At 60.3% G+C, this 19,825-nt stretch carries 18 protein-coding genes; 3 read left to right on the forward strand and 15 right to left on the reverse strand.

Features of this window, described 5'->3' with window-relative positions; genetic code table 11:
* Positions 1-91 precede the first annotated feature (91 nt).
* From DYI42_RS01030 to DYI42_RS01095, 14 genes are all read right to left on the reverse strand, one after another.
* On the reverse strand, positions 92-1,330 hold the full coding sequence (locus DYI42_RS01030) for an ABC transporter substrate-binding protein (protein WP_342344582.1): 1,239 nt from the start codon (positions 1,328-1,330) through the stop codon (positions 92-94).
* A 32-nt stretch (positions 1,331-1,362) separates the two neighbouring features.
* Positions 1,363-2,175: an ABC transporter ATP-binding protein gene (locus tag DYI42_RS01035; protein WP_209226923.1), complete on the reverse strand. Its 813-nt coding sequence runs from the start codon at positions 2,173-2,175 to the stop codon at positions 1,363-1,365.
* 11 nt (positions 2,176-2,186) lie between these two features.
* Positions 2,187-3,260, reverse strand: a complete 1,074-nt coding sequence (locus tag DYI42_RS01040; protein ID WP_209226925.1) for a branched-chain amino acid ABC transporter permease — start codon at positions 3,258-3,260, stop codon at positions 2,187-2,189.
* A gap of 3 nt (positions 3,261-3,263) precedes the next feature.
* Positions 3,264-4,151 (reverse strand): branched-chain amino acid ABC transporter permease, encoded by an 888-nt coding sequence (locus DYI42_RS01045; RefSeq protein WP_009803605.1) that lies wholly within the window; start codon positions 4,149-4,151, stop codon positions 3,264-3,266.
* On the reverse strand, positions 4,152-6,071 hold the full coding sequence (locus DYI42_RS01050) for an AMP-dependent synthetase/ligase (protein WP_209226926.1): 1,920 nt from the start codon (positions 6,069-6,071) through the stop codon (positions 4,152-4,154).
* Positions 6,064-6,870, reverse strand: coding sequence for an ABC transporter ATP-binding protein (locus tag DYI42_RS01055; RefSeq protein WP_209226927.1), 807 nt, complete (start codon positions 6,868-6,870; stop codon positions 6,064-6,066). Before DYI42_RS01055 ends, DYI42_RS01050 begins: the two co-directional genes overlap by 8 nt.
* A gap of 38 nt (positions 6,871-6,908) precedes the next feature.
* Positions 6,909-7,763, reverse strand: coding sequence for an SDR family oxidoreductase (locus DYI42_RS01060; RefSeq protein ID WP_209226930.1), 855 nt, complete (start codon positions 7,761-7,763; stop codon positions 6,909-6,911).
* Between the two features lie 106 nt (positions 7,764-7,869).
* Positions 7,870-9,024, reverse strand: coding sequence for an acyl-CoA dehydrogenase family protein (locus tag DYI42_RS01065; RefSeq protein WP_213544060.1), 1,155 nt, complete (start codon positions 9,022-9,024; stop codon positions 7,870-7,872).
* A gap of 8 nt (positions 9,025-9,032) precedes the next feature.
* Entirely contained in the window at positions 9,033-10,244 is a 1,212-nt protein-coding gene (locus tag DYI42_RS01070; protein WP_209226933.1) for a CaiB/BaiF CoA transferase family protein, read from the reverse strand.
* A gap of 197 nt (positions 10,245-10,441) precedes the next feature.
* Complete coding sequence (locus DYI42_RS01075; protein ID WP_213544061.1) at positions 10,442-13,531, reverse strand: efflux RND transporter permease subunit; 3,090 nt, start codon at positions 13,529-13,531, stop codon at positions 10,442-10,444.
* Between the two features lie 33 nt (positions 13,532-13,564).
* On the reverse strand, positions 13,565-14,707 hold the full coding sequence (locus tag DYI42_RS01080) for an efflux RND transporter periplasmic adaptor subunit (RefSeq protein ID WP_213544062.1): 1,143 nt from the start codon (positions 14,705-14,707) through the stop codon (positions 13,565-13,567).
* Positions 14,694-15,236: a TetR/AcrR family transcriptional regulator gene (locus tag DYI42_RS01085; protein WP_213544063.1), complete on the reverse strand. Its 543-nt coding sequence runs from the start codon at positions 15,234-15,236 to the stop codon at positions 14,694-14,696. Before DYI42_RS01085 ends, DYI42_RS01080 begins: the two co-directional genes overlap by 14 nt.
* 154 nt (positions 15,237-15,390) lie before the next feature.
* The gene (locus tag DYI42_RS01090; protein WP_342344583.1) at positions 15,391-15,972 is read right to left on the reverse strand and encodes a TetR/AcrR family transcriptional regulator; all 582 of its coding nucleotides are present in this window, start codon (positions 15,970-15,972) and stop codon (positions 15,391-15,393) included.
* 223 nt (positions 15,973-16,195) lie between these two features.
* Complete coding sequence (locus tag DYI42_RS01095; protein ID WP_093361826.1) at positions 16,196-16,519, reverse strand: winged helix-turn-helix transcriptional regulator; 324 nt, start codon at positions 16,517-16,519, stop codon at positions 16,196-16,198.
* 154 nt (positions 16,520-16,673) lie between these two features.
* On the opposite strand from DYI42_RS01095, the gene DYI42_RS01100 reads away from it, so the two are divergent.
* The 3 genes from DYI42_RS01100 to DYI42_RS01110 are packed head-to-tail and all read left to right on the forward strand — an operon-like array spanning position 16,674 to position 18,921.
* Entirely contained in the window at positions 16,674-17,486 is an 813-nt protein-coding gene (locus DYI42_RS01100; RefSeq protein ID WP_209226942.1) for a DODA-type extradiol aromatic ring-opening family dioxygenase, read from the forward strand.
* Positions 17,487-17,515: 29 nt separating this feature from the next.
* Positions 17,516-18,430 (forward strand): NAD(P)H-binding protein, encoded by a 915-nt coding sequence (locus DYI42_RS01105; RefSeq protein WP_209226943.1) that lies wholly within the window; start codon positions 17,516-17,518, stop codon positions 18,428-18,430.
* Between the two features lie 2 nt (positions 18,431-18,432).
* On the forward strand, positions 18,433-18,921 hold the full coding sequence (locus DYI42_RS01110) for a luciferase domain-containing protein (protein ID WP_209226944.1): 489 nt from the start codon (positions 18,433-18,435) through the stop codon (positions 18,919-18,921).
* 187 nt (positions 18,922-19,108) lie between these two features.
* On the opposite strand, the gene DYI42_RS01115 is transcribed toward DYI42_RS01110, so the two are convergent.
* Positions 19,109-19,735, reverse strand: a complete 627-nt coding sequence (locus DYI42_RS01115) for a DNA-binding domain-containing protein (protein ID WP_244867375.1) — start codon at positions 19,733-19,735, stop codon at positions 19,109-19,111.
* Between the last annotated feature and the right edge of the window lie 90 nt (positions 19,736-19,825).

Raw genomic sequence — 19,825 nt, forward strand, 5'->3', positions numbered from 1 at the left:
TTTTCCTCCCATGGATGATGGTCTACCGGCTTGATTCTGTTCCGGGCGCGCCGCAGCCGTTCACGGCAGTTGCCCATCTTTCGGTCGCTTTTTATTGTTCGTATTTCGAAGAGCTTTCCTTCACCACTTCCCATACGACATCGGTGTATTCCGCGATCCAGTCGGTTTGCGGCACCCAGGCCTCGCCATCCCACATCTCGATACGCGTTTTGCCGCCACCGCCATGATCGTCGGCGGTCACCGTGATCGGTGCCATCAGCCCGTTCGCGTCATAGCCGTCAAGCGCTTCCAGCCCCGCCTTGTAAGACTTCGCGGTGATCGGAAGACCTTCGTTTTCGACCGCTTTGCGCGCGGCCTCAAACATGATCGAATACATGGCCAGTCCGGTGTTGTAGAAAACGTCCTGCGTCTTCTCCAGCGGGCCGGAACCTTGTCCCTTATCATAGAGCTCGGTCATGATTTCCTGGTACAGGGCAACATTCTGTCCACCCACGACATTGGTGCCGCGCTTGATACCGATGGCTGCTTCGTTGCCGATATTGGCAATGTCCACCTCGTTCAGCCAGTTGACCGATATGTACTTCTCCATCGGGATGCCATTTCTCTTCATCTCTTTCGAGGCGACCACATGCGCGCCTCCCAGCATCCAGACGATCACGTGGTCAGGCTTTTCGCGGCGCACCTTGGACCACACACCGGCCTGATCATTGCCCGGAAGCGGCACGGGATAGAGTTGAAGCTCGAAACCCTCTTTTTCGGACAAGGTTTCCAGGATCTCGATAGGCTCCTGCCCGAACGGGTAATCGAAATAGACAAAGCCCACCTTCACATCCGACATATCGCCGTCATGCAATTGCTTGATATAGGCAACGTCGTTGGCGGCCTGCCCCCAGTAAGTCGGTCCAATCGGATAGACCCAGTCAAACACCGTGCCGTCCACGGCATCGCCGCGGCCCACGAGCGACTGCATCAGAATGTTCCCATCTTCCATAGCCCGCGGCAGCACTGCTAGGGACACAGGCGTGGACAGCGTGTCAAAGACAAAGACGCCCTCGCGGCTGAGCTTGGAGTAGCACTCGATCCCGCGCTGCGGCTCGTTGCCGTGGTCGCGCACGATGACTTCGACCGGCTCGCCGCCAATCCCGCCCTTCATGTTGATCAGCTTCGCCAGATCCTGCGCCGCCTGGGCCACTTGTGGTGTGGCAAAGGTATAGGCCTTGCTGAGGTCGTAGCAGACGCCGACCTTGAATGGTTCGGTCTGGCCCTGCGTTCCGGCTGCCATGCCGGTCATCAGCGATATGGCGGCTAACGCCTTTGTAAGTGTCTTCATCATGTCCTCCCTGAACAGTCTTGGTTAAAACCTCAACTCAGCCAGCGTTTGCGGCGGCTGTAGTGTTTGACATTGTGAAAATCGGTGGCCTCCCCGCCGCCGAGATAAAACTCCTGAATATCGGAGTTGGATTTGAGCGCCTCGGCCGTGCCGTGCATGACAACGCGGCCGTTTTCGATCAGATAGCCTTCGGAAACGATCTCCAGTGCGGCCAGGGCATTCTGTTCCACCAGCAAAACGGACATGCCCGCCTCCTGATTGATCTTTTGCAGGATGCCAAAGATCTCTTCGACCAGGAACGGGGCAAGGCCAAGACTTGGTTCATCCAGCATCAGTAGTTTCGGCTGGGTCACCAGGGCTCTGCCGATGGCGAGCATCTGTTGCTCGCCACCCGACAAATAGCCTGCTTGCGAATTGCGGCGCTCGGCAAGCCGTGGGAAATAGGCGTAGATTTTCTCCTTTTCCGCATTCAGCGCCGACCGGGACATGCCGCGTGGCGCGGCGGCGGTCAGGTTCTCGTCCGGCGTCAGATGTTCAAAGACCCGTCGCCCTTCGATGACGTGACAGATGCCCATCTCGACGCGCTTCTGGGCAAGCATCTCGGTGATGTCCGTTCCCTGGAACATCACTTCGCCCCGGCTGATACGTCCGCGCTCGGCCTTCAGTAGACCGCTGATCGCTTTCAGCGTGGTGCTTTTCCCCGCGCCGTTCGAGCCCAGCAGCGCGATCATCGCGCCCGTTGGCACCTGGACTGAAACACCTTTGATCGCCAGCATTACATTGTCATACAGCACCTCGACACTGTTCATGGACAGGATGGGCTGGGCCTCAGCTTTTTCTTGCATCGACATTTCCCTCATTTCTTGAACTGATCGAAGGGCCAGACCATCAGGTAGTCCCTGATGTTGCCGTAGAGTTTCCCCAGACCAAGCGGTTCGATCAGAAGGATAACGACGATCAGCGCGCCATAGACCGCGTTCGGGATATGGGCGAGCGTTTCGATGTTCACTTGCATGCCCAGCCCTTCGCTTATCGAAACGACAAGACCGTTCACAAGCCCGGGAACCAGCAGGATCAGGGCAACACCGAAATAGGATCCGATGATGCTGCCAAGCCCGCCAACGATCACCATCGCAAGAACCTGGATCGAAACGGCAACCGAGAACTGCTCTGGCGCGGCAAGAAAGAAGAAGGTGGCAACAAGCAACGCACCGCTGACGCCGGCGATAAACGACGATGTCGCGAAGGCCAGGATCTTGTAGTAGAAGCTGTTCACACCCAGGATCGCGGCGGCAAAATCCTTTTCCCGCACGGCGACCAGGGCACGTCCAAGCCCGGAGCGCTTGAGGTTGAGCATGAAGATCGTGACCAACACACACCATCCAAAAGCGACATAGTAATACCCGGTATCCGACGTGATGTCCTGCCCGAGCAGCGCAAGTGTCGGCGATTGCAGCGATGCGTGCGAGCCCCCTGAGATCATTGGCGAATGGGTCAGAACCCAATCCATCACAAACTGCATCGCAAGAGTCGTGAGGGCGAGGTAGAGACCCTTGACCCGCAATGCGGCAAAGGCGAACAGGCTGCCAATCACGGATGACATCAGCCCGCCGATGATCAGGGCAAATTCCCACGGCACCCCAAATCGAGCGGCGTGGATCGCCGAGTACGCCCCGACCGCCATCACCGCGGCATAGCCCAGGTGCAGCTGCCCAGCCCAACCTGTCACCAGGTTCAGCCCGAGTGCGGCTGCCGTCCAGATCAGCCACGGGAGCATGTAACCGTTCAGGTAGAGCGAAGGTATGATGAATGGCGCAGCAAGGCCCAACAGGAGGATGAACGCGGCCAGGTTCCGGTCGGCAGGGACCTTGAAGATACGGCTGTCCGAGACATAGTTCGCGTGATGGACGCCGGAAAGTCTGTAAAACATGCCTTACACCCTTTCGATGTCGTGACGGCCGAACAGACCGTGCGGGCGGATCATCACCGTAAGAATGAGCACGGCGGCGACGATAAGCTCGCGGCTCCCGCCTCCGACCAGCGGATCGAGGAAATCGGCGCCGACGTTTTCGACCACGCCCAGAATGATGCCCGCGACCACGGCGCCAAGGATGGAATCGAGACCGCCAAGAACGGCCACCGTCAGCCCTTTGAGCAGCAACAGCGACAGCGCCTGATCGACACCCTGGATTTCGCCCCAGATCACACCTGCCGCCACGGCCACCACAGACGCCAGCGCCCAGGATAGCCCGACACCGCGCTCGACCGAGACACCAACCGACCACGACGCCATGTAATCATCCGCGATCGCCCGCAGCTTGATCCCGGTGCGGGTCCGGAAGAACAGCATGAACGCGACGAACAGAGCCAGCGCGACGCCTGCACCGACAAGATGGATGCGGCTAACGAAGATGTCGCCCAGGAACAGCGGCTCATAGCTGACGCCCAGTTCCATCGAACGCGACGTCCCGCCCCAGATTGCAAGCGTTGTGCCCCGCAGGAAAATATCGAGGCCAAGTGTCAGCATCAGGATCATGACGACCGGGCGTCCGGCAAGACGCCGCAGCGCCACCCGCTCGATGCCAAAACCCAGGCCGAACATGATGACCGCAGCCAGCGGAATGGCCAGCCACAAAGGCAGACCCGCATCGTACGACAGGGCAAGAACCACGTAGGCCCCCACCATCGTCAGCCCGCCCTGCGCCAGATTGGGCACCGAGGACGCCTTGTAGATCAGCACAAGTCCAATGGCGAACAGCGAATACAACAGGCCCGTCAGGGCCCCGTTGATCGCAAGCTCGGCTAGAAATATCCAGTCCATTTATACCTCCCTGACGGGAAGGATTCTTTCAACCTTCCCTACTTCCCCGGTCTCGTAAGTCACCTGCGCGCTTACATGGACCTCTTTTGAACCGTCGTAGAGTGCCGCGATCACGTCAGCGTAGCGTTCCTGAACGACCTTGCGCCGCAGTTTTCGGGTTCGCGTGATCTCGCCATCGTCGGGGTCGAACTCTTTCGGCAGACTGACAAAGCGCTTCAGGCGCAATGGTTTGGTGACGGCCTTGTTGACCCGCTCAAACGCCTCGCCCAGCAATGCCGCGACCTCTTCGCGCTGCGACAGATCGGCATAAGACACATAAGGCACGCCATTCACCTCGGCCCAGTGCCCCACAGCCTCGAAATCCACACAGACCATCGCCGTCAATTCATCAAGGCCCGCGCCGATCACCGCCGCGTCCTTGATATACGGGCTGAATTTCAGCCGGTTCTCGATGTAGTTTGGCACATAACGTTCACCGCCAGCCGTATGCATGACCTCGGAGACACGGCCCAAAACGACGAGGTGGCCGTCATCCTCCAGATAACCGGCATCGCCCGTATGCAGCCAGCCGTCCGCAAGGGCCTCGGCGGTCGCTTCGGGCTTGTTGAAGTAGCCTTCAAACACGCTGTCCGAACGCACCAGGATCTCGCCGTCCTCGGCGATGCTCAGCTCGACACCCGGCGCGGGTTTGCCAACGGTATGCAGCCGCACCTCGCCCGGTGCCTGGATCGCATTGATCGCGCTGTTTTCGGTCTGACCGTAGAGCTGGCGCAGCTTGATCCCCAGGGCGCGGTAGAACACAAACGTGTCTTCACCGATCGCTTCGCCGCCGGTGAAGGCGTTCTTCAGACGGCTCATGCCGAACTGGTCTTTGATCGGACCGAACACGATCGCCTCGCCCAGCAAGCGGCCCAAAGGCTCCAGTGCGCCGCCGCTCTTGCCATTCAGCTTGGCCGTCTCGGCCGCAACGGCCCGGTCCATGAAGAAATGGTACAGCCATTTCTTGAGAGGGGTCGAATTTTCGATGCCGACCTGGATTGTCGTCAGCATCTGGTCCCAGCTTCTTGGCGCCGCCAGATAGAAGGTCGGCGCAATCTCACGCATGTCGCGGATCACCGTTTCCTGCCGCTCGGGCACGTTCACTGTGAACCTCAGCAGCAACGCCGCCGCGACGGTAATGGCGTAATCCCCCACCCAGGCCATGGGCAGATAGGCAAGCACATCCTCGTTTTTGTCAAAGGCCCCCGCCGCATGGCCGTTGCGGGCCGCGGCAAGCACGTTTTTTTGGCTTAGAACGATCCCTTTGGGCGCGCCCGTGGTGCCGGACGAATGCATGAAGATCGCCGGATCGCCAGGCTTTGCCCGCTGCAAAAGCGCGTCACGCAACCCCGGTGCTTCGTTCAGGTCGTGCAGACCAACCTCGATCAGGTGATCCCAGGACATCAGGCCTTCGACCTCATAGAACCCAAGGCCGCGCGTTTCATCATAGATGATGTGGTCGATGCCTTTCGCGCCGGCGTCCTTCAGTTCAAGGATCTTGTCGACCTGTTCCTGATCCTCGGCGATGGCCGCGACAATCTCGACTTCGCCGAGAAAGTGCTGGAGTTCCGCAAGCGTCGCGCCCGCATAGGCAGGCATTGCATAGGCCCCCAGCAATGAGACGGCCAGCATCCCGCCATACAGACGTGCCCGGTTGTCGCCCAGAATAAGCACGGCTTTGCCCGGCTCTACACCGATCTTCTCCAGCCCGGCGGCACAGGCAAGCACCTCTTCGGCATACTCCGCCCAGGTGGTTTCCTTCCAGATCCCGCGTTCCTTTTCACGAAGCGCGATTTCGCTTCCGTGGCGCGACGCGTTATGCGCCAGCAAGGCACCGATCGTATCGCCGTCCGAAGACTGGTTCTTCGTAAAATCAGTCATGCGACCCTCCGATATATGCCTCGACGACCCGCGGGTCCTTTACGACTTCTTTCGGAATGCCGCTGGCGATCATTTCGCCATAGTTCAGGGCCAGCATCCGGTCACAAATGCCGGTAATGACATCCATATGGTGCTCGATCAGCAGGACGCTGACGCCCCGTTCGGCACGGGCATCCAGAATGAAGCGGGACATATACCCCTTCTCTTCCTGGTTCATGCCTGCCATCGGCTCATCCAGAATCAGCATTTCCGGTTCTGCCACCAATGCCCGCGCCAGCTCGACCCGTTTTTTCAACCCGATCGGAAGACCATCGACCAACTCATGCCGGATGCTCTCGAGTTGTAGAAACTCGATCACCTCTTCGACGATCTTGCGGTTCTCGATCTCTTCGCGCTGTGCGGCCCACCAATAAAGCGCGGTGCGCAAGACGCCCGGCTTCATGTGGATGTGCCGCCCGAGCAGAATGTTGTCCAGCACGCTCATCCCGTTGAACAGGGCAAGGTTCTGGAACGTCCGGGCAACCCCGAGTTTGGCAACCTTATGAGGCGCCGTGCCCGTGATGTCCTCCCCCCCCAGCCGGACAGTGCCAACATTTGGTGGGTAAAACCCGGTGATTGCGTTGGTCAGTGTTGTCTTGCCACTGCCATTCGGGCCGACAAGTCCGAAAATTTCGCCCTGGCGAATAGTAAGATCCACACCGGTGACAGCGACGATGCCGCCAAACCGGCGTTCGATCCCGCTGCATTCCAGTATCGTCCCGTCACCGGCACCAATTGCTGTTTTGCTCTTCGTCGTCATTTAAGTCCCATTGTCCCCACTTAGGTTCATGGCTTTCATCAGGAAATCCGGAAGTAGTCCGGTCGCCCCGTTGGCCATGGATCCCCCCACAATTGTTGCCCGCCGTCGATGTTCAGAACTTCGCCGGTTACAAATTTTCCTGAATTGGCCGCCATATAGACAACGCCTTCTGCGACATCCCATTCATCTCCGGCATGCCGCATCGGATTGGAGTCCTGAAAGGTCGCAGAGCCCTCGGCTGGGTAGTTCCCGAAACCGTTGCTTTCGCAGCACCCCGGTGCCACGCAGTTCACGCGGATATCATGCGGTGCCCATTCTACCGCCACCGACTTGGACAGGTAAATCACCCCTGCGCGGGCCGCACAGGTATGCGCGATCCCGGGCATGCCGCGCCAGATATCGGCCACGATGTTCACGATGGAGCCCGGCTGCTTGTTCTCGACCCAGTGGCGCGCCATGGCTTGCATCATCCACCAGGTGCCGTTGAGGTTGGTGTCAATGACCGCGTTCCAGCCGTTCGGGCTGAAGTCCAGCGCCGCCTGGGGGAACTGGCCCCCGGCATTGTTCACCAGCACGTCGATCGAGCCGAATTCCTGATTTGTCCCGGCGATAAACTCCCCAACCTGTTCGGGGTCGCGGATGGTCATCGGCATCGCGAAGACCTTCGCGCCCAGGCTTTCGAGGAATGCCTTGGCCGAAGCCAGCTTTTCCTCGTTGCGTCCATTGATCGCCAAGTTGGCACCCAGTTTGGCGAACAGGGCCGCAATTGCCAGCCCCAAACCGCCACCTGCTCCGGTGACAACGACGGTTTTGCCTGCGAACAGGTCGCCAGCATATACAGTCGAGCGTGTTGCGAGGTCTTCTTTCGAAGACCCGAACTGCGTCTCACTCATGACGCCTCCTCCCATTCCCCATTCAGGGCAGTTGATGCAAATCTAACGCGTGTTAGAAAAAATATCAAGAAAACATTTCGCAGGTGTTACCGCCCGTCCCCTCCGTTCAGTAAGACTTTGGAAGCCCAAGAGCTTTTTCTGCTATGAACGACAAAAGCATCTGTGGCGTCACCGGTACTATTCGGAACAGCAGCGCCTCGCGCACCAGCCGCTCCACATGATATTCCTTGGCGTATCCGAATCCGCCAAACGTCATCTGCGCGACTTCGGTCGCTTCGACCGCGGCGTCTGCCGCCAATAGCTTGGCCGCGTTCGCCTCGACTCCGCAGGGCTCTCCGGCGTCGTAAAGGGCGGCGGCGTGCATCACCATGAGGTTGGCGGCCTCCACCTGCGCCCACGCCTTGGCCAGCGGATGCTGAACGCCCTGATTCTGGCCGATTGGCCGGTCGAAAACCACCCGTTCCCTGGCATATTGCACCGCGCGCGCCAGAGCGTTGCGGGCGATGCCGATGCACTCGCCGGCCACAAGGATGCGCTCAGGGTTCAGCCCGTGCAGAATCTGCCGAAAGCCCTTGCCCTCTTCTCCGATCAGGTCTTCAGCAGGTATCGGCAGCCCGTCGATGAAGACCTCGTTCGAATCGACCGCCTTGCGCCCCATCTTCTCGATCTCTCGAACATCAACGAAATCGCGGTTGAGATCGGTATAGAACAGACTCAGACCATCGGTCGGGCTGGTCACATCCTCAAGACGCGTTGTTCTCGCCAGAAGCAGCATCTTGTCCGCCACCTGCGCTGTTGAAATCCAGACCTTCTGCCCATGCACGACATACCTGTCCCCCTGCTGCACCGCCATCGTCTTCAACTTGGTGGTGTCCAGCCCGGTTGTTGGCTCGGTCACGGCGAAACAGGCCTTTTCATCACCCGCGATTAGGGGGGGCAACATGCGCGCGCGCTGTTCATCAGTCCCGAACTTCACCACCGGGTTGAGCCCGAAAATGTTCATGTGGATGGTCGAGGCCCCGCTCGCGCCAGCCCCGGACTCGGCAATCGCCTGCATCATGATCGTCGCTTCAGTGATCCCCAGGTCGGCGCCGCCGACCGCTTCAGGCATGGCGATGCCAAGCCAACCGCCATCGGCCATTGCCCTGTGCAAATCATGCGGAAAACCACCGTTGCGATCCCGGTCCAGCCAGTAGTCATCGTCGAATTGTGCACAAATCCGCAGAATATGGTCCCGGATTTCCTGTTGGTCGGTGGTCATTCTAAATGTCATGGCGTCCCCTTGCCTTCCAGTCTCACGAGTCCTGCCTCACAAAGGTCAGAGATCTGCTCATCATCGAGGCCAAGATCGTTTAGAATACTTCGGCTGTCTGCGCCGGGCGATCTTCCCAGCCAGCGAAGTTCACCGGGCGTCGCGCTTAGATGCGGGATCGGACCGATGACTTGGGTCTGCTCGCCGTCGACCGATACGATGTTCCCGCGATGGCGTATCTGCTCATTGGTCGTGATCTCCTCGACGCTAAACACCCGAGAGGCAACCGCATCATGTCGGGCGAATACAGCCGTAACTTCTTCAGCGGTGTGCTGCGTGACGAAATCATTGATCGCGTCAAAGACCACCGCCATGTGCTGCGACATCTCGCCGAGTGTCTCGAACCGCGGGTCATCGGCCAAAGAGTCCCCTCCGACCGCCCGCAACAGGCGTTGCGCTGTTTCCGCGCTACCTGCCGAGACGGTCAGCCAAACCCCATCAGACGTGCGGAACATGCCCCCCGGCGCAAAGTCCATCGGCTGGCGCAGCCCGTTGCGCCGCGGCGAAAGGTTAGCACCCGTCAACGCGGGAACAGGATAGTCCATCAATCGAAGCAGCGCTTCGAATACCGCCAGATCGACAACCTGACCCCGTGCTATCCCCTTTTCGCGGGCGAACAGCGCAATCATGATTCCCAATGCGCCCATCAGACCTGTCGTGCTGTCGGCCGCCGGAAATCCGGGGTGCATCGGCGGCCCGTCGGGGAAACCAGTCAGATAGGCCAGACCGCTCATAGCCTCAGCCGCGCGCCCGAAAGCCGGCACGTCGCGCATCGGGCCATCCTGACCGTAACCCGATACACGCAGAATAACCAGATCCGGGTTCCATTCATGCAGGGTTTCAGGCCCGACACCCGCACGTTCAAGCACGCCTGGCCGGAAATTTTCAACAAGTACGTCGGCGCTTTCAACCAGTCTGCGCAGGATGTCCCGGCCTTCGCCCGACTTCCAGTCTAGGCTCAGAATTTTTTTGTTGCGGCCCAGAGTTTTCCACCAAACGCCAACCCCGTCCCCGGCCCTTGGTCCGAGATCGCGCATCATGTCCGTCCGGTTGGGTGCCTCAATCTTGATGACGTCTGCCCCAAAATCAGAAAGCAGCGAGGTCGAGAGTGGTCCAGCAATAACATGACCGAGCTCGATGATTTTCAGCTGATGAAGTGGGGAGGTCATATGGTCTCTTCGCTAATAATCTAACATCCGTTAGATTATTAGCGAAGATGCGGATCAAATTCAAGCGGTGAGTGCGATTCGAATGGCTCGGGAAAGGGTCAACGATTGCTGTCTTTTAGAAATTTGCGGTCAGACAGAGAGAATGTTTGTCCACAAAGTCGTCACCTTAATCACGGGCTATCGACCAGTTCGCAAAGTCAGGAAGAGGTCGCCTTCGAATGCAACGTGGTCGGATTCATCTCCCGCCTCGGAGGACGGATCCGAAACAGGAGCGCGTAGAGAACGGGCACTGCCACCATTGTCAAGACCGAAGCAAAGGCAAGGCCGCCCATGATGGTCACAGCCATCGAGGCGAAGAAGGCATCCGGCAGGAGCGGAACCATGCCGAAAATCGTCGTGCCGGCCGCGAGCACCACTGGGCGCAGACGGCTGACCGATCCATTCATCACGGCCTCGTAGTCCGCAACACCATCTGCACGTTGCAGGTCGATCTCTTCGACCAGAACGATGGCGTTTTTCATCAGCATGCCCGAAAGCGACAGGAAGCCGAGCAGGGCGGTGAAGGTGAAGGGCAGTCCGGTGAACAGGAGCCCCAAGACCATGCCCGTCACGGACATAGGCACGACGAGCCACAGTATGAGCGGCTGGCGAACTTTGTTGAACATCAAAATCGAGATCGTCAGCATGACGAGAAAGCCCAAGGGAAGCTGTTTGCCAAGGCTTGCCTGAGCATCCTTGGCGCTTTCGTACTCGCCGCCCCATTCCATCGAATAATCATCGGGAAGCGGGAGGGCCTCGATTTGTGTCCGGACACTTCGGAAGGCTTCGTCGGCGGTCAGGTCGCCGCGTGCGCCGCCGAGGGCGGTGATCGTTCGTTCACGGTTGCGCCGGTGAATGAGTGCCTCGACGAGTCGTGGCTCGAACCGCTCGGCAAGGTTGGCCATCGGAACGTATGATCCTCCCCCATCGGACCAAACCGACAGGTCAAGAAGACGGTCGACACCGTCGCGGTCACTCTCGGGAAGACGGAGATGGATTGGGATGACCGTGTCGTCCTCGCGCAGCTCGCCTACACGCAGGCCGGACGTTCCGTAGCGAATGGTATCCGCGATCGCGCTTCGTGTCGCGCCAGCAATGCGCATGCGTGACTCGTCAACAATGGGTTCGACAAGGATCTCTCGCTGTCGCCAATCGGTACGCGGATTGGTGATTGTCCCTGCTTTCTCGAAAATCCTGGTGGCATCGTCCGCGAGCTGGCGCAGGATGACAGGATCTGGTCCCGAAAAGCGGACTGCCACATCGGCGCCGGCGGGCGGACCGAACACGATTTCTTCGACGCGGACCAAGGCGTGGGGGAATTCGGCGGGCAGATCCCGGTTGAGCCGCCTCGCGATGGACGTGATAGCCTCGGCGTCGGCAACTCGAACGATAAGCTGACCGTAGCTCGGATCCGACTGCTCGGGATTATAGGTCAGCATGAAGCGGCTCGCCCCTCTCCCGACGAGGGCGGTCAGGTCCGTCACGCCGTCCTCGTCCAGAAGCATCTGCTCCAGCCGCCGCATTTCAGTGTCGGTGACGTTGATGTCGGTTCCTTGCGGCATCTGGAACTCGACATAGAAGATCGGTGTGTTCGAAGCGGGAAAGAAGGCCTGCTTGACCTGCCCGAAGGCCATGACGGACCAGACGGTCACCCCCACAATCGTCAGGACGACCAGCACACGGTTTCGCAGCGCCAGCCACAGAAGCGCGCGGTAAAGCCCGTAGAATGCGCCCTTGTAAGGATCGGTCGACGTGTCCTTCGGCGCTCGGAGCAGCAGCTTGCCGAGGTAGGGCGTAACCGTAACGGCAAGCGCCCAGCTCATCAGCAGCGAGATCGCAATCACCGCAAAGAGCGAGAACAGAAACTCGCCCGTCGCATCCGGCGACAGGCCAATTCCGGAAAAGGCCATGATCCCGATCACGGTCGCACCGAGCAGCGGGATCGACGTCGCGCTTTCCGTTTCTGCCGCCGCCTCCTCTGCGGATTTGCCGCGCGCCATGCCGATCACCATCCCTTCGGTAATGACGATGGCGTTGTCGACGAGCATTCCCATCGCGATGATCAGCGCACCGAGGCTGATCCGTTCCATCGCGATCCCGAAGATCGACATGAAGAACAGCGTCGAGAAGACGGTCAGCCCGAGCGTCGCGCCAACCACGAGCCCTGCGCGCCAGCCCATGGTCAGCATCAGCGCCGCGATGACGATGGTGACCGATTGTCCGAGGCTGACGAGAAAGCTTGAAACCGCTTCATCCACGACGACGTGCTGTTCGTAGATCGGAATGATCTCAGCGCCTTCCGGAAGCTCCGCCTCGAGGCGCTCCAGCCGTGCCGACACCGCCTCGCCGACTTCGACCACGTTTCGGTCCGTTAACGCCGAAACGCCGAGGGTGAAGGCTGGGGCGCCGTTTTGCCGGATGATCTGGCTGGGCTGTTCGGCCGACTCACGGGTCACGCGGGCGATGTCATGGACCGCGACCTGGCCGACGTTTCCGGCCGTGCCCAGCCGCAGCGACTCTATACCTTCGGGACTTACATAGCCTGGCGGAACCGATAGGCCGATTCGGGCGGGGCCCTCGGTGATCTCGCCGTTCAAGAACACCTGGTTCTCGTCCGCCAGAATACCCAGGATTTGGTTCGGCGGAAGGCCCAGTTCGGTGAGCCGTGCGGACGGGATCGAGATGTTGATCACCTCTTCGGCAAGGCCCTGAACCTCGACTTTCGCGACGCCATCGACAGTGACCAGCCCGAGCCGCAGGGTCTTGGCCAGGTCGCGCTGTTCCTTCGGGCTCAAACCTTCCGTCGTCACCGCATAGAACATGCCATAGACGTCGCCAAAATCGTCGTTGATGATCGGCGGGCGGGCGCCCGCGGGCAAGTCCCCCTCCACGTCGCGGATGCGGCGGCGCATCTCGTCCCAGACCTGCGGGATTTCGTCCGGCCCATAGGTCATCTCGATCTCGACAGTGATCTGGGCCATGCCCGGCATGGACTTGGACTCCACCCGGTCAAGCTGCTTCATCTGCTGCAACGCATTCTCAACGACGTCGGCGACCTCCTCTTCAACCTCTACGGCCGTAGCGCCGGGATAGGCCACGAAGACAAGCGCCGTCTTGAGGGTGAAGCTGGGGTCTTCGAGGCGGCCGACCGTATTGAGGCCCCAATAGCCGCCAACGAGGCAGAAGATGATGGCGAGCCAAACCGCCACCGGACGCCGGATGCTTGCGCGCGATATGCTGAGTGCCATAGATCCTTTTCCGCCTATCCCAGGAGCACGGGGTCAGAGTCCCGAGACTGCCACCGTCTGGTTTTCTCTAAGCCGCCACCAGCCGCCGGATACGACCACTTCGTCACCTTGGAGGCCTTTCAGAATGGCGATCTCGTCGTCCATCGGAAGGCCCAGACGAACCGTTTTGCGGGCGACCTGGCCAGACGCTTCCTCGTAGATCCAAATGGACGGCTCGGTCCGGCTCGTCGTGTCCACCGCCGATACCGGAACGATGACGGAGTGCGGGCGATCTTCCTCCGCCGCGATCGAGATGCGCACATCCGCCGTCATTCCCGGAAGCAGGCGTGGGTCGATCTTGCCCGTGATTGCGAATTCCACGTCGTAGGTCTGCGCCATGGGATCCACATCCGTGGCGAAGGACCGCAGCACCAGCGGCGCCGTGTAGCCCGGCACCGCCGGGAAAGTCGCAACAACGTCGAAGGCGTCGGGGGACGCCCGCGCGATGGCGGCCAGTTCCTCGGGCAGCGAGATCACGATCCGCATCTCGCTGATATCCTGGAGCCGCACGACCGGCGCGGCCGAGGTGACGTTGACATACTCTTCGATGAAGGCGCGTGCGACGATCGCATCGAAGGGCGCGACGAGCTCGGTTTGTTCGAGGCGCCGCTCGGCCTCGCGAAGCGCAGCGTCTGCCTGTGCCAACTGAGCGCGTGCAGTGTCGAGACGGGCGTCGGCCGCGACTCCCCGTTCGGCGAGACTCGACGCGCGTTCGAATTCGGACTCCGCAAGCTCGAAGGACGCCTGAGTCCGAACGACCGTGAGTTCGAAATCGACCTGATCGAGCTTGGCGATCACCTCGCCCTCGCGTATCCTGTCGCCCGGTTCGACGTGAAGTTGAATAATCTGTCCCGGCACCTGAAACGCAATATCCACCGTGCGGGCGGGCTCGACGCGGCCGGCAACAGTGCGGGACCGATTGACAGCCCGGGTGAGTGCTCGGGTTACCTCTACCACGACCGGTTGGTCGAGTTCGGGCGCGACCGCCGCTTCGGCAGTTTCATTGGTATCTTTCCTCGCTTGGGCCAACACATCGCTCAGAGGCGCCGGAAGGAACGGAATGGCCAGAGCCGCCGCGACTGCGCCCGCAAGCACGGAAGCGACCCGTTTCCAATTTCGCTTTCTATTCGAGTTCATCGATCATGGTCCTCAAGCGTTCGATGGCGCGACCTCTGAGATCTGCGCCGCCGTCGGGAAGATTCAGGAGTTTCTGGAACCGCAGTCCCTGGATTGCCAGGACAGCGACCATAGCACCCGGAGCGTCTTGCGTCTCGGACACGATACGTTCAAGGTCGTCGGCCAGTTCAACTCGTAGCGGATCGAGCAACGGCGGGTCCAATGCGGCAGCCGCAAGAATGGCCATAGACAGGTCATCGGTAACGCCTTCGGACTGCAGTGCCGTTTCGAGATGACCACGTAAAGTGCGTAGCGGGTGCTGCTCCGGCACACTTCCCAGCAGATCCCGATGTTCGGCCAACATCTGATCCAACAGCCCGGAAAGCAGGGCTTTCTTCGTCGGGAAATTGTAAAGCAAGCCACCCTTGCTGAGGCCTGACTCTTTTGCGACCGCGTCGATCGTGATCCTTCCCGCTCCCTCACGCGCGGCTATCGCACGCGCCGCAGAAAGTATCCTGCGGGACGCATTTCTGGATTCTGCAAGGGGCATGTGCTCACTCAAAACTGTACCGTCCGGTCGGTTCACGTTGACTTTCAGGTAGTCTGGGGTTCCATCAAGGTCAAGCGTTCAATCGAATCCGACCCGGGTGGCTCACCATGACGCCCGCAGACCATGCGAAGCCAAGCGGTTGAGCGCCCCCGCTCTACAAGTTATTTCGTCCGGCATAGATCCTCAGAAACGCGTCAGCCGCCCTCTTTGAGTGCTCAGATGCATCGACGGGCTGGTCGACGGCCAGCAAGCGCGGCATGATAACGCCGGCGATTGACAGATGAATAAACTGACTGGCGGCGCCTTGAATGTCTTGCACGTTCAGTGATTTTGCCTCGTGCAAGCGTTCGAGTATTTGCGCGACTGTCCTGATGGCGCGTGTTGGGCCTGAGCCCATGTATATTTCGCCTGCCTCCGGCAGAACCGAGGCCGCGCCGATGCAAACACGCAGGAGGCGAATATAGTCATCATCCATGACCAGCCCGATCATCCGCTGCGAGAGTTCTTCCAGCACGCTCCGCGCATCGTTCTGGCTTGAAAGCGGACGGCAGATTTCCATTGAAAGGCTGTCGCACTCAGCTTGCAAGACGCTTAAAAAGAGTTTGTCCTTACTTGGGAAATGCGCATAGAGGGTTGCCTTCGACACCTTGGCTTCTTCGGCGATCGCATCGACGCTTGCACCTTCGAAGCCGAACTTCAAGAAGACCTCTCTGGCTCCTTTCAGAACATCGGCCACTTTACTCTCCCTCATATCGATCACCTGATTCCAATACGTGATACCGAACGCATAGCTCCACCTGTCTGGCCGCGCTTAACGGCATCCGGCGTTTCCATCACCTGTCTTCGGCAAAAAACGAGCTTTCGCTGTGCAACTCATACACACAATCGGGTACACACAATCGGGGCGACGCGACCTCGCCGAAAGCTTTCTCACCCGGATGTTCTTTGGGCCGGCGCAGTCAAACAGCGCCCACGTCATCGTCATCAAAGACCCCCTCAGCCATCCACCTGTTCGCGATTTCCCCCAGTGCGTCCAGAACGTTTCGAAGGTCGTCGCCGCGCGGCGTCAGGCCATAGGTCACCGCAGGCGGAATAGTCTCCGCCTGTTCCCGCCAGATGACCCCGGCACATTGCAGCATTCGCAGACGCTCGGTCAGCATTCGGGTCGATATCCCGGGCACGGCGCGCTTCAGCGCCCCGAACCTTTGCGGCCCCTGATCGCTCAGGACCCAGATGATGTAGGTCGTCCACGGTCCCATGAGCAGACGCAAGATCGAGTCCATCGGGCACTGTGGCGGAGTTTTGGGCATCGCTGTGCACTCGCTTACCGGGTGGTTACTTTTCTGTTCCTACTTTAGTTTTCGCTACAAATCAACTATTCCACCTCCTGCAAAAGGCACTCGGGGTTTCCCCGCGAACCGGGAAGGACAATCGGACATGGCCCGCCAGCCCACGCTCTTCATTCCCCATGGCGGCGGCCCCTGCTTCTTCATGGACTGGAACCCGCCGGATGAATGGGACCGGCACCGGCAGTTCCTGCAGGATCTGCCGGGCACGCTGCCTGAGCGCCCCGGGGCACTCTTGGTGATCTCGGGTCATTGGGAAGAGCCCGCCGTCACCGTGCAGACCAACCCCGCGCCTCCGCTTCTGTTCGACTATGGCGGTTTCCCGCCCCATACCTACGAGTTGAGCTGGCCCGCCCCCGGCGATCCGGCGCTGGCGGACCGCATCCATGACCTGATCCGCGCCGCCGGTCTCCCGGCCGCGAAGGACGCCGTGCGCGGGTTCGATCACGGCGCCTTCGTGCCGCTCAAGGTCGCCTTTCCCGAGGCCGACATTCCCTGTGTCCAGCTCTCGCTTGCCCGCGATCTCGACCCCGGGCGCCATATCGCCCTCGGTCGGGCGCTGGAACCGCTGCGCGACGAGGGCGTGCTGATCCTGGGCAGCGGCAACACCTATCACAACATGGCTGCAATGATGCAGAGCCTGCGCGGCAGGCCACGCGGCCCCATCGCCGGCAAGGCGTTCGATGCCTGGCTGACCGATGCGGTGACCTGCCCCGATCCCGATGAACGCAACCGCAGGCTCGCGCGCTGGTCGGAGGCGCCGGGCGGCCGCGATGCACATCCGCGCGAAGAGCACCTGATCCCGTTGCATGTCGTGGCGGGCGCGGCGGGCACCGATATCGGCCGGAAGACCTTCGAAGACCACGTTCTTGGCGCCGTCGAAAGCGCCTTTCGCTTCAGTTGAACAGAAACTCAGGAAAGGAACACAACGCCATGTCCAATTCCATCAAGGGCCCCTTCATCGTGACCGGCGCATGCGGTCAACTCGGCAGCCACGTTATTGAGAACCTGCTGGCGCAAGGGGCCGAACCCCTCGTCGCGATGACCCGCAAGCCGCAAAAGCTCGAGTCGCTTCGGGCGCGAGGGGTCGACGTCAGGGCGGGTGATTTCAATGACCCGGCCACGCTTGGCGCGGCCTTCGCCGGCGGCGGGCGGCTGCTGATCATCTCGACGGACGACCTTGAGCCGGGCAAACGGCTCGCCGCGCATCGCAACGCGATCGCGGCCGCCAGGGAGGCCGGCGTGTCACATATCGTCTATACCTCGCTCACCAATCCCGATGAAGACAACCCGATCGGATTCGCCGTGGATCACCGCGAGACCGAGGCGCTGATCAAGGCGACCGGGGTCCCCTACACGATCCTGCGCAATTGCCTTTACGCCGATCTCCTGCTGTCAAGTGGGCAGCAGGCGATCGGTGCGGGGGCGCTCTACGCTGCGGCGGGCGACGGCAAGGCGGGCTATGTCACGCGCGCCGATTGCGCGCGCGCCGCCGCTGCCGCCCTGCTGACCGAGACCGGATCGAGCGTGCGCGACATCACCGGGCCCTCAGCCGTCGGCCAGGCCGAGATCGCCACGATCCTGTCCGAGGTTGCCGGGAAAGAAATTCCCTACGCCCCAATCACGCGCGACGCCTTGGTGGCCGCGATGGTCAGGAATGGCCTGCCGGAGTTCATGGCGGATGTCTTCTCGTCCTTCGACGTCGCCATCGCCAGGGGAAATCTTGACGTCGTCTCGGACGACGTTGAAAAGCTCACCGGACAAAAGCCACAATCGGTCCGGGATTTCCTGCTGGCAAACAAACCCACTTTGGCCGGGCAGGCACAAACGACACCAAAGGAGGCCTAGTCATGCTGAAGATACCGCCGCGCGAGGGGCATAGGCCCGTTACCACGCCTTGCGCCCCGCATACGCAAATCAGTCAGAACCCGGATGCCGAGACGTTTCGGGCATTCAGGGACAGGGCCTTCGATTTCCCCTTTGTCATCCGCAAGCCTTCGATGATCTCGGTTCCGGGGGCCGAGGCACTCTGCCTCGAACACGGGCACGAATGCGAGTGCCGCGAGGCGTTCATGATCGGGAGGGAATTTGCCCACGTCCACCCGCCGCAGGACGGCAGCCTGCACATGATGCTGCCCGAGGATGCGGTGCCGAGGATCGTGGATCTGGGCTGGGCCGAACCACACCCGATGGCGGCGGCGGGGATGATTCCACCTACAGCGGTAATGGTCTACGCCCCAAGGGACAGCGCCGAGATCGAAACTGTTCTCGATCTGCTGCGGCTTTCCTATAACTTTGCTCGCGGAAAACTCGAACGGGTCAACAGCATCGTTCTCTGACGGGATCGACCGATCCAGAGAGCTTCCCCGGTGGCCTCCGGCGCGACTTCTCTTCAGACGGCGGCCCTTCATCCCGACTGGATACGAGGAACGGTCTGCCGCCTTACATACAAACCTGGTGTCGCTGCACCCTAATTAATCAGAATCTGCGGATTGGACGCCTTTTCGACGGCTTCTGTACCCTTAATTACAATATATCCACAGGGCCCTGCGGGTTTCGGTAAATCCCGGACAGGGATTTCGGTAAATCCCGGACAGTTCCGGGAGGGCTCGGACACGGTTGATCATCGCCTGCGATGTTACGGCATTCTGCCGGTCTTGAACAAGGCCGGGGGGACCATTTCTGGCGGGCCACCTTTGCGCCCTCGCGTGCCTTCGCAACTTCGCGGGCATCCATCGCATCCAGACGACGCTGAACTGTCCGTCGTGTCGGCGGCTGCAAGCCCTGTTGCCAGCACGCGCTGCGGATTTCTGTCACGACGCGCGAAAGGCTCGAACGCTCCCGCCTCAAGAAATAACGGCGAAGATGTTCTTCAATCACCGCTTCGACCTTGCTGGATATCAAGGTCGTACCGGCCGGGCGGCCCCGTTTCCGCGGAGCCGGGGCACTGGTGCGCCCACCCTCTTCCGCCAGCCGCTTTATCCAACGCCAGATCGTCGCCCTGCTGACACCAAGCTCCCAAACGGCGTCATTGATGTTACTTTCCAGACTGCCAGTCCCATTGAGATATGCCTGAACAACCGGACGCAGCACGACGGCCCTGCGCGCCTCTTCAGCTCCATCGGCAACTGACTCTTCGTCATCATTGTTCATCGACATTTGCCGCAAAAACCTGTGAACCCTGTCTCAGGTTTAAGGGCAAAAATATCGGAGTTAAGGACAAAATCTCACATTTAAGGGCAA

The organism is Vannielia litorea, assembly GCF_018424695.1.
Classification (GTDB): Bacteria; Pseudomonadota; Alphaproteobacteria; order Rhodobacterales; family Rhodobacteraceae; genus Vannielia; species Vannielia litorea_A.

What these genes read in the sequence shown, in the direction of transcription:
- DYI42_RS01100 (WP_209226942.1), top strand. Translation starts at nt 16,674, where the DNA reads ATGGCCCGCCAGCCCACGCTCTTCATTCCCCATGGCGGCGGCCCCTGC.
- DYI42_RS01115 (WP_244867375.1), bottom strand. Translation starts at nt 19,735, where the DNA reads ATGAACAATGATGACGAAGAGTCAGTTGCCGATGGAGCTGAAGAGGCG.
- DYI42_RS01095 (WP_093361826.1), bottom strand. Translation starts at nt 16,519, where the DNA reads ATGGACTCGATCTTGCGTCTGCTCATGGGACCGTGGACGACCTACATC.
- DYI42_RS01110 (WP_209226944.1), top strand. Translation starts at nt 18,433, where the DNA reads ATGCTGAAGATACCGCCGCGCGAGGGGCATAGGCCCGTTACCACGCCT.
- DYI42_RS01050 (WP_209226926.1), bottom strand. Translation starts at nt 6,071, where the DNA reads ATGACTGATTTTACGAAGAACCAGTCTTCGGACGGCGATACGATCGGT.
- DYI42_RS01075 (WP_213544061.1), bottom strand. Translation starts at nt 13,531, where the DNA reads ATGGCACTCAGCATATCGCGCGCAAGCATCCGGCGTCCGGTGGCGGTT.
- DYI42_RS01070 (WP_209226933.1), bottom strand. Translation starts at nt 10,244, where the DNA reads ATGACCTCCCCACTTCATCAGCTGAAAATCATCGAGCTCGGTCATGTT.
- DYI42_RS01085 (WP_213544063.1), bottom strand. Translation starts at nt 15,236, where the DNA reads ATGCCCCTTGCAGAATCCAGAAATGCGTCCCGCAGGATACTTTCTGCG.
- DYI42_RS01035 (WP_209226923.1), bottom strand. Translation starts at nt 2,175, where the DNA reads ATGCAAGAAAAAGCTGAGGCCCAGCCCATCCTGTCCATGAACAGTGTC.
- DYI42_RS01060 (WP_209226930.1), bottom strand. Translation starts at nt 7,763, where the DNA reads ATGAGTGAGACGCAGTTCGGGTCTTCGAAAGAAGACCTCGCAACACGC.
- DYI42_RS01105 (WP_209226943.1), top strand. Translation starts at nt 17,516, where the DNA reads ATGTCCAATTCCATCAAGGGCCCCTTCATCGTGACCGGCGCATGCGGT.
- DYI42_RS01055 (WP_209226927.1), bottom strand. Translation starts at nt 6,870, where the DNA reads ATGACGACGAAGAGCAAAACAGCAATTGGTGCCGGTGACGGGACGATA.
- DYI42_RS01065 (WP_213544060.1), bottom strand. Translation starts at nt 9,024, where the DNA reads ATGACCACCGACCAACAGGAAATCCGGGACCATATTCTGCGGATTTGT.
- DYI42_RS01080 (WP_213544062.1), bottom strand. Translation starts at nt 14,707, where the DNA reads ATGAACTCGAATAGAAAGCGAAATTGGAAACGGGTCGCTTCCGTGCTT.
- DYI42_RS01030 (WP_342344582.1), bottom strand. Translation starts at nt 1,330, where the DNA reads ATGAAGACACTTACAAAGGCGTTAGCCGCCATATCGCTGATGACCGGC.
- DYI42_RS01040 (WP_209226925.1), bottom strand. Translation starts at nt 3,260, where the DNA reads ATGTTTTACAGACTTTCCGGCGTCCATCACGCGAACTATGTCTCGGAC.
- DYI42_RS01045 (WP_009803605.1), bottom strand. Translation starts at nt 4,151, where the DNA reads ATGGACTGGATATTTCTAGCCGAGCTTGCGATCAACGGGGCCCTGACG.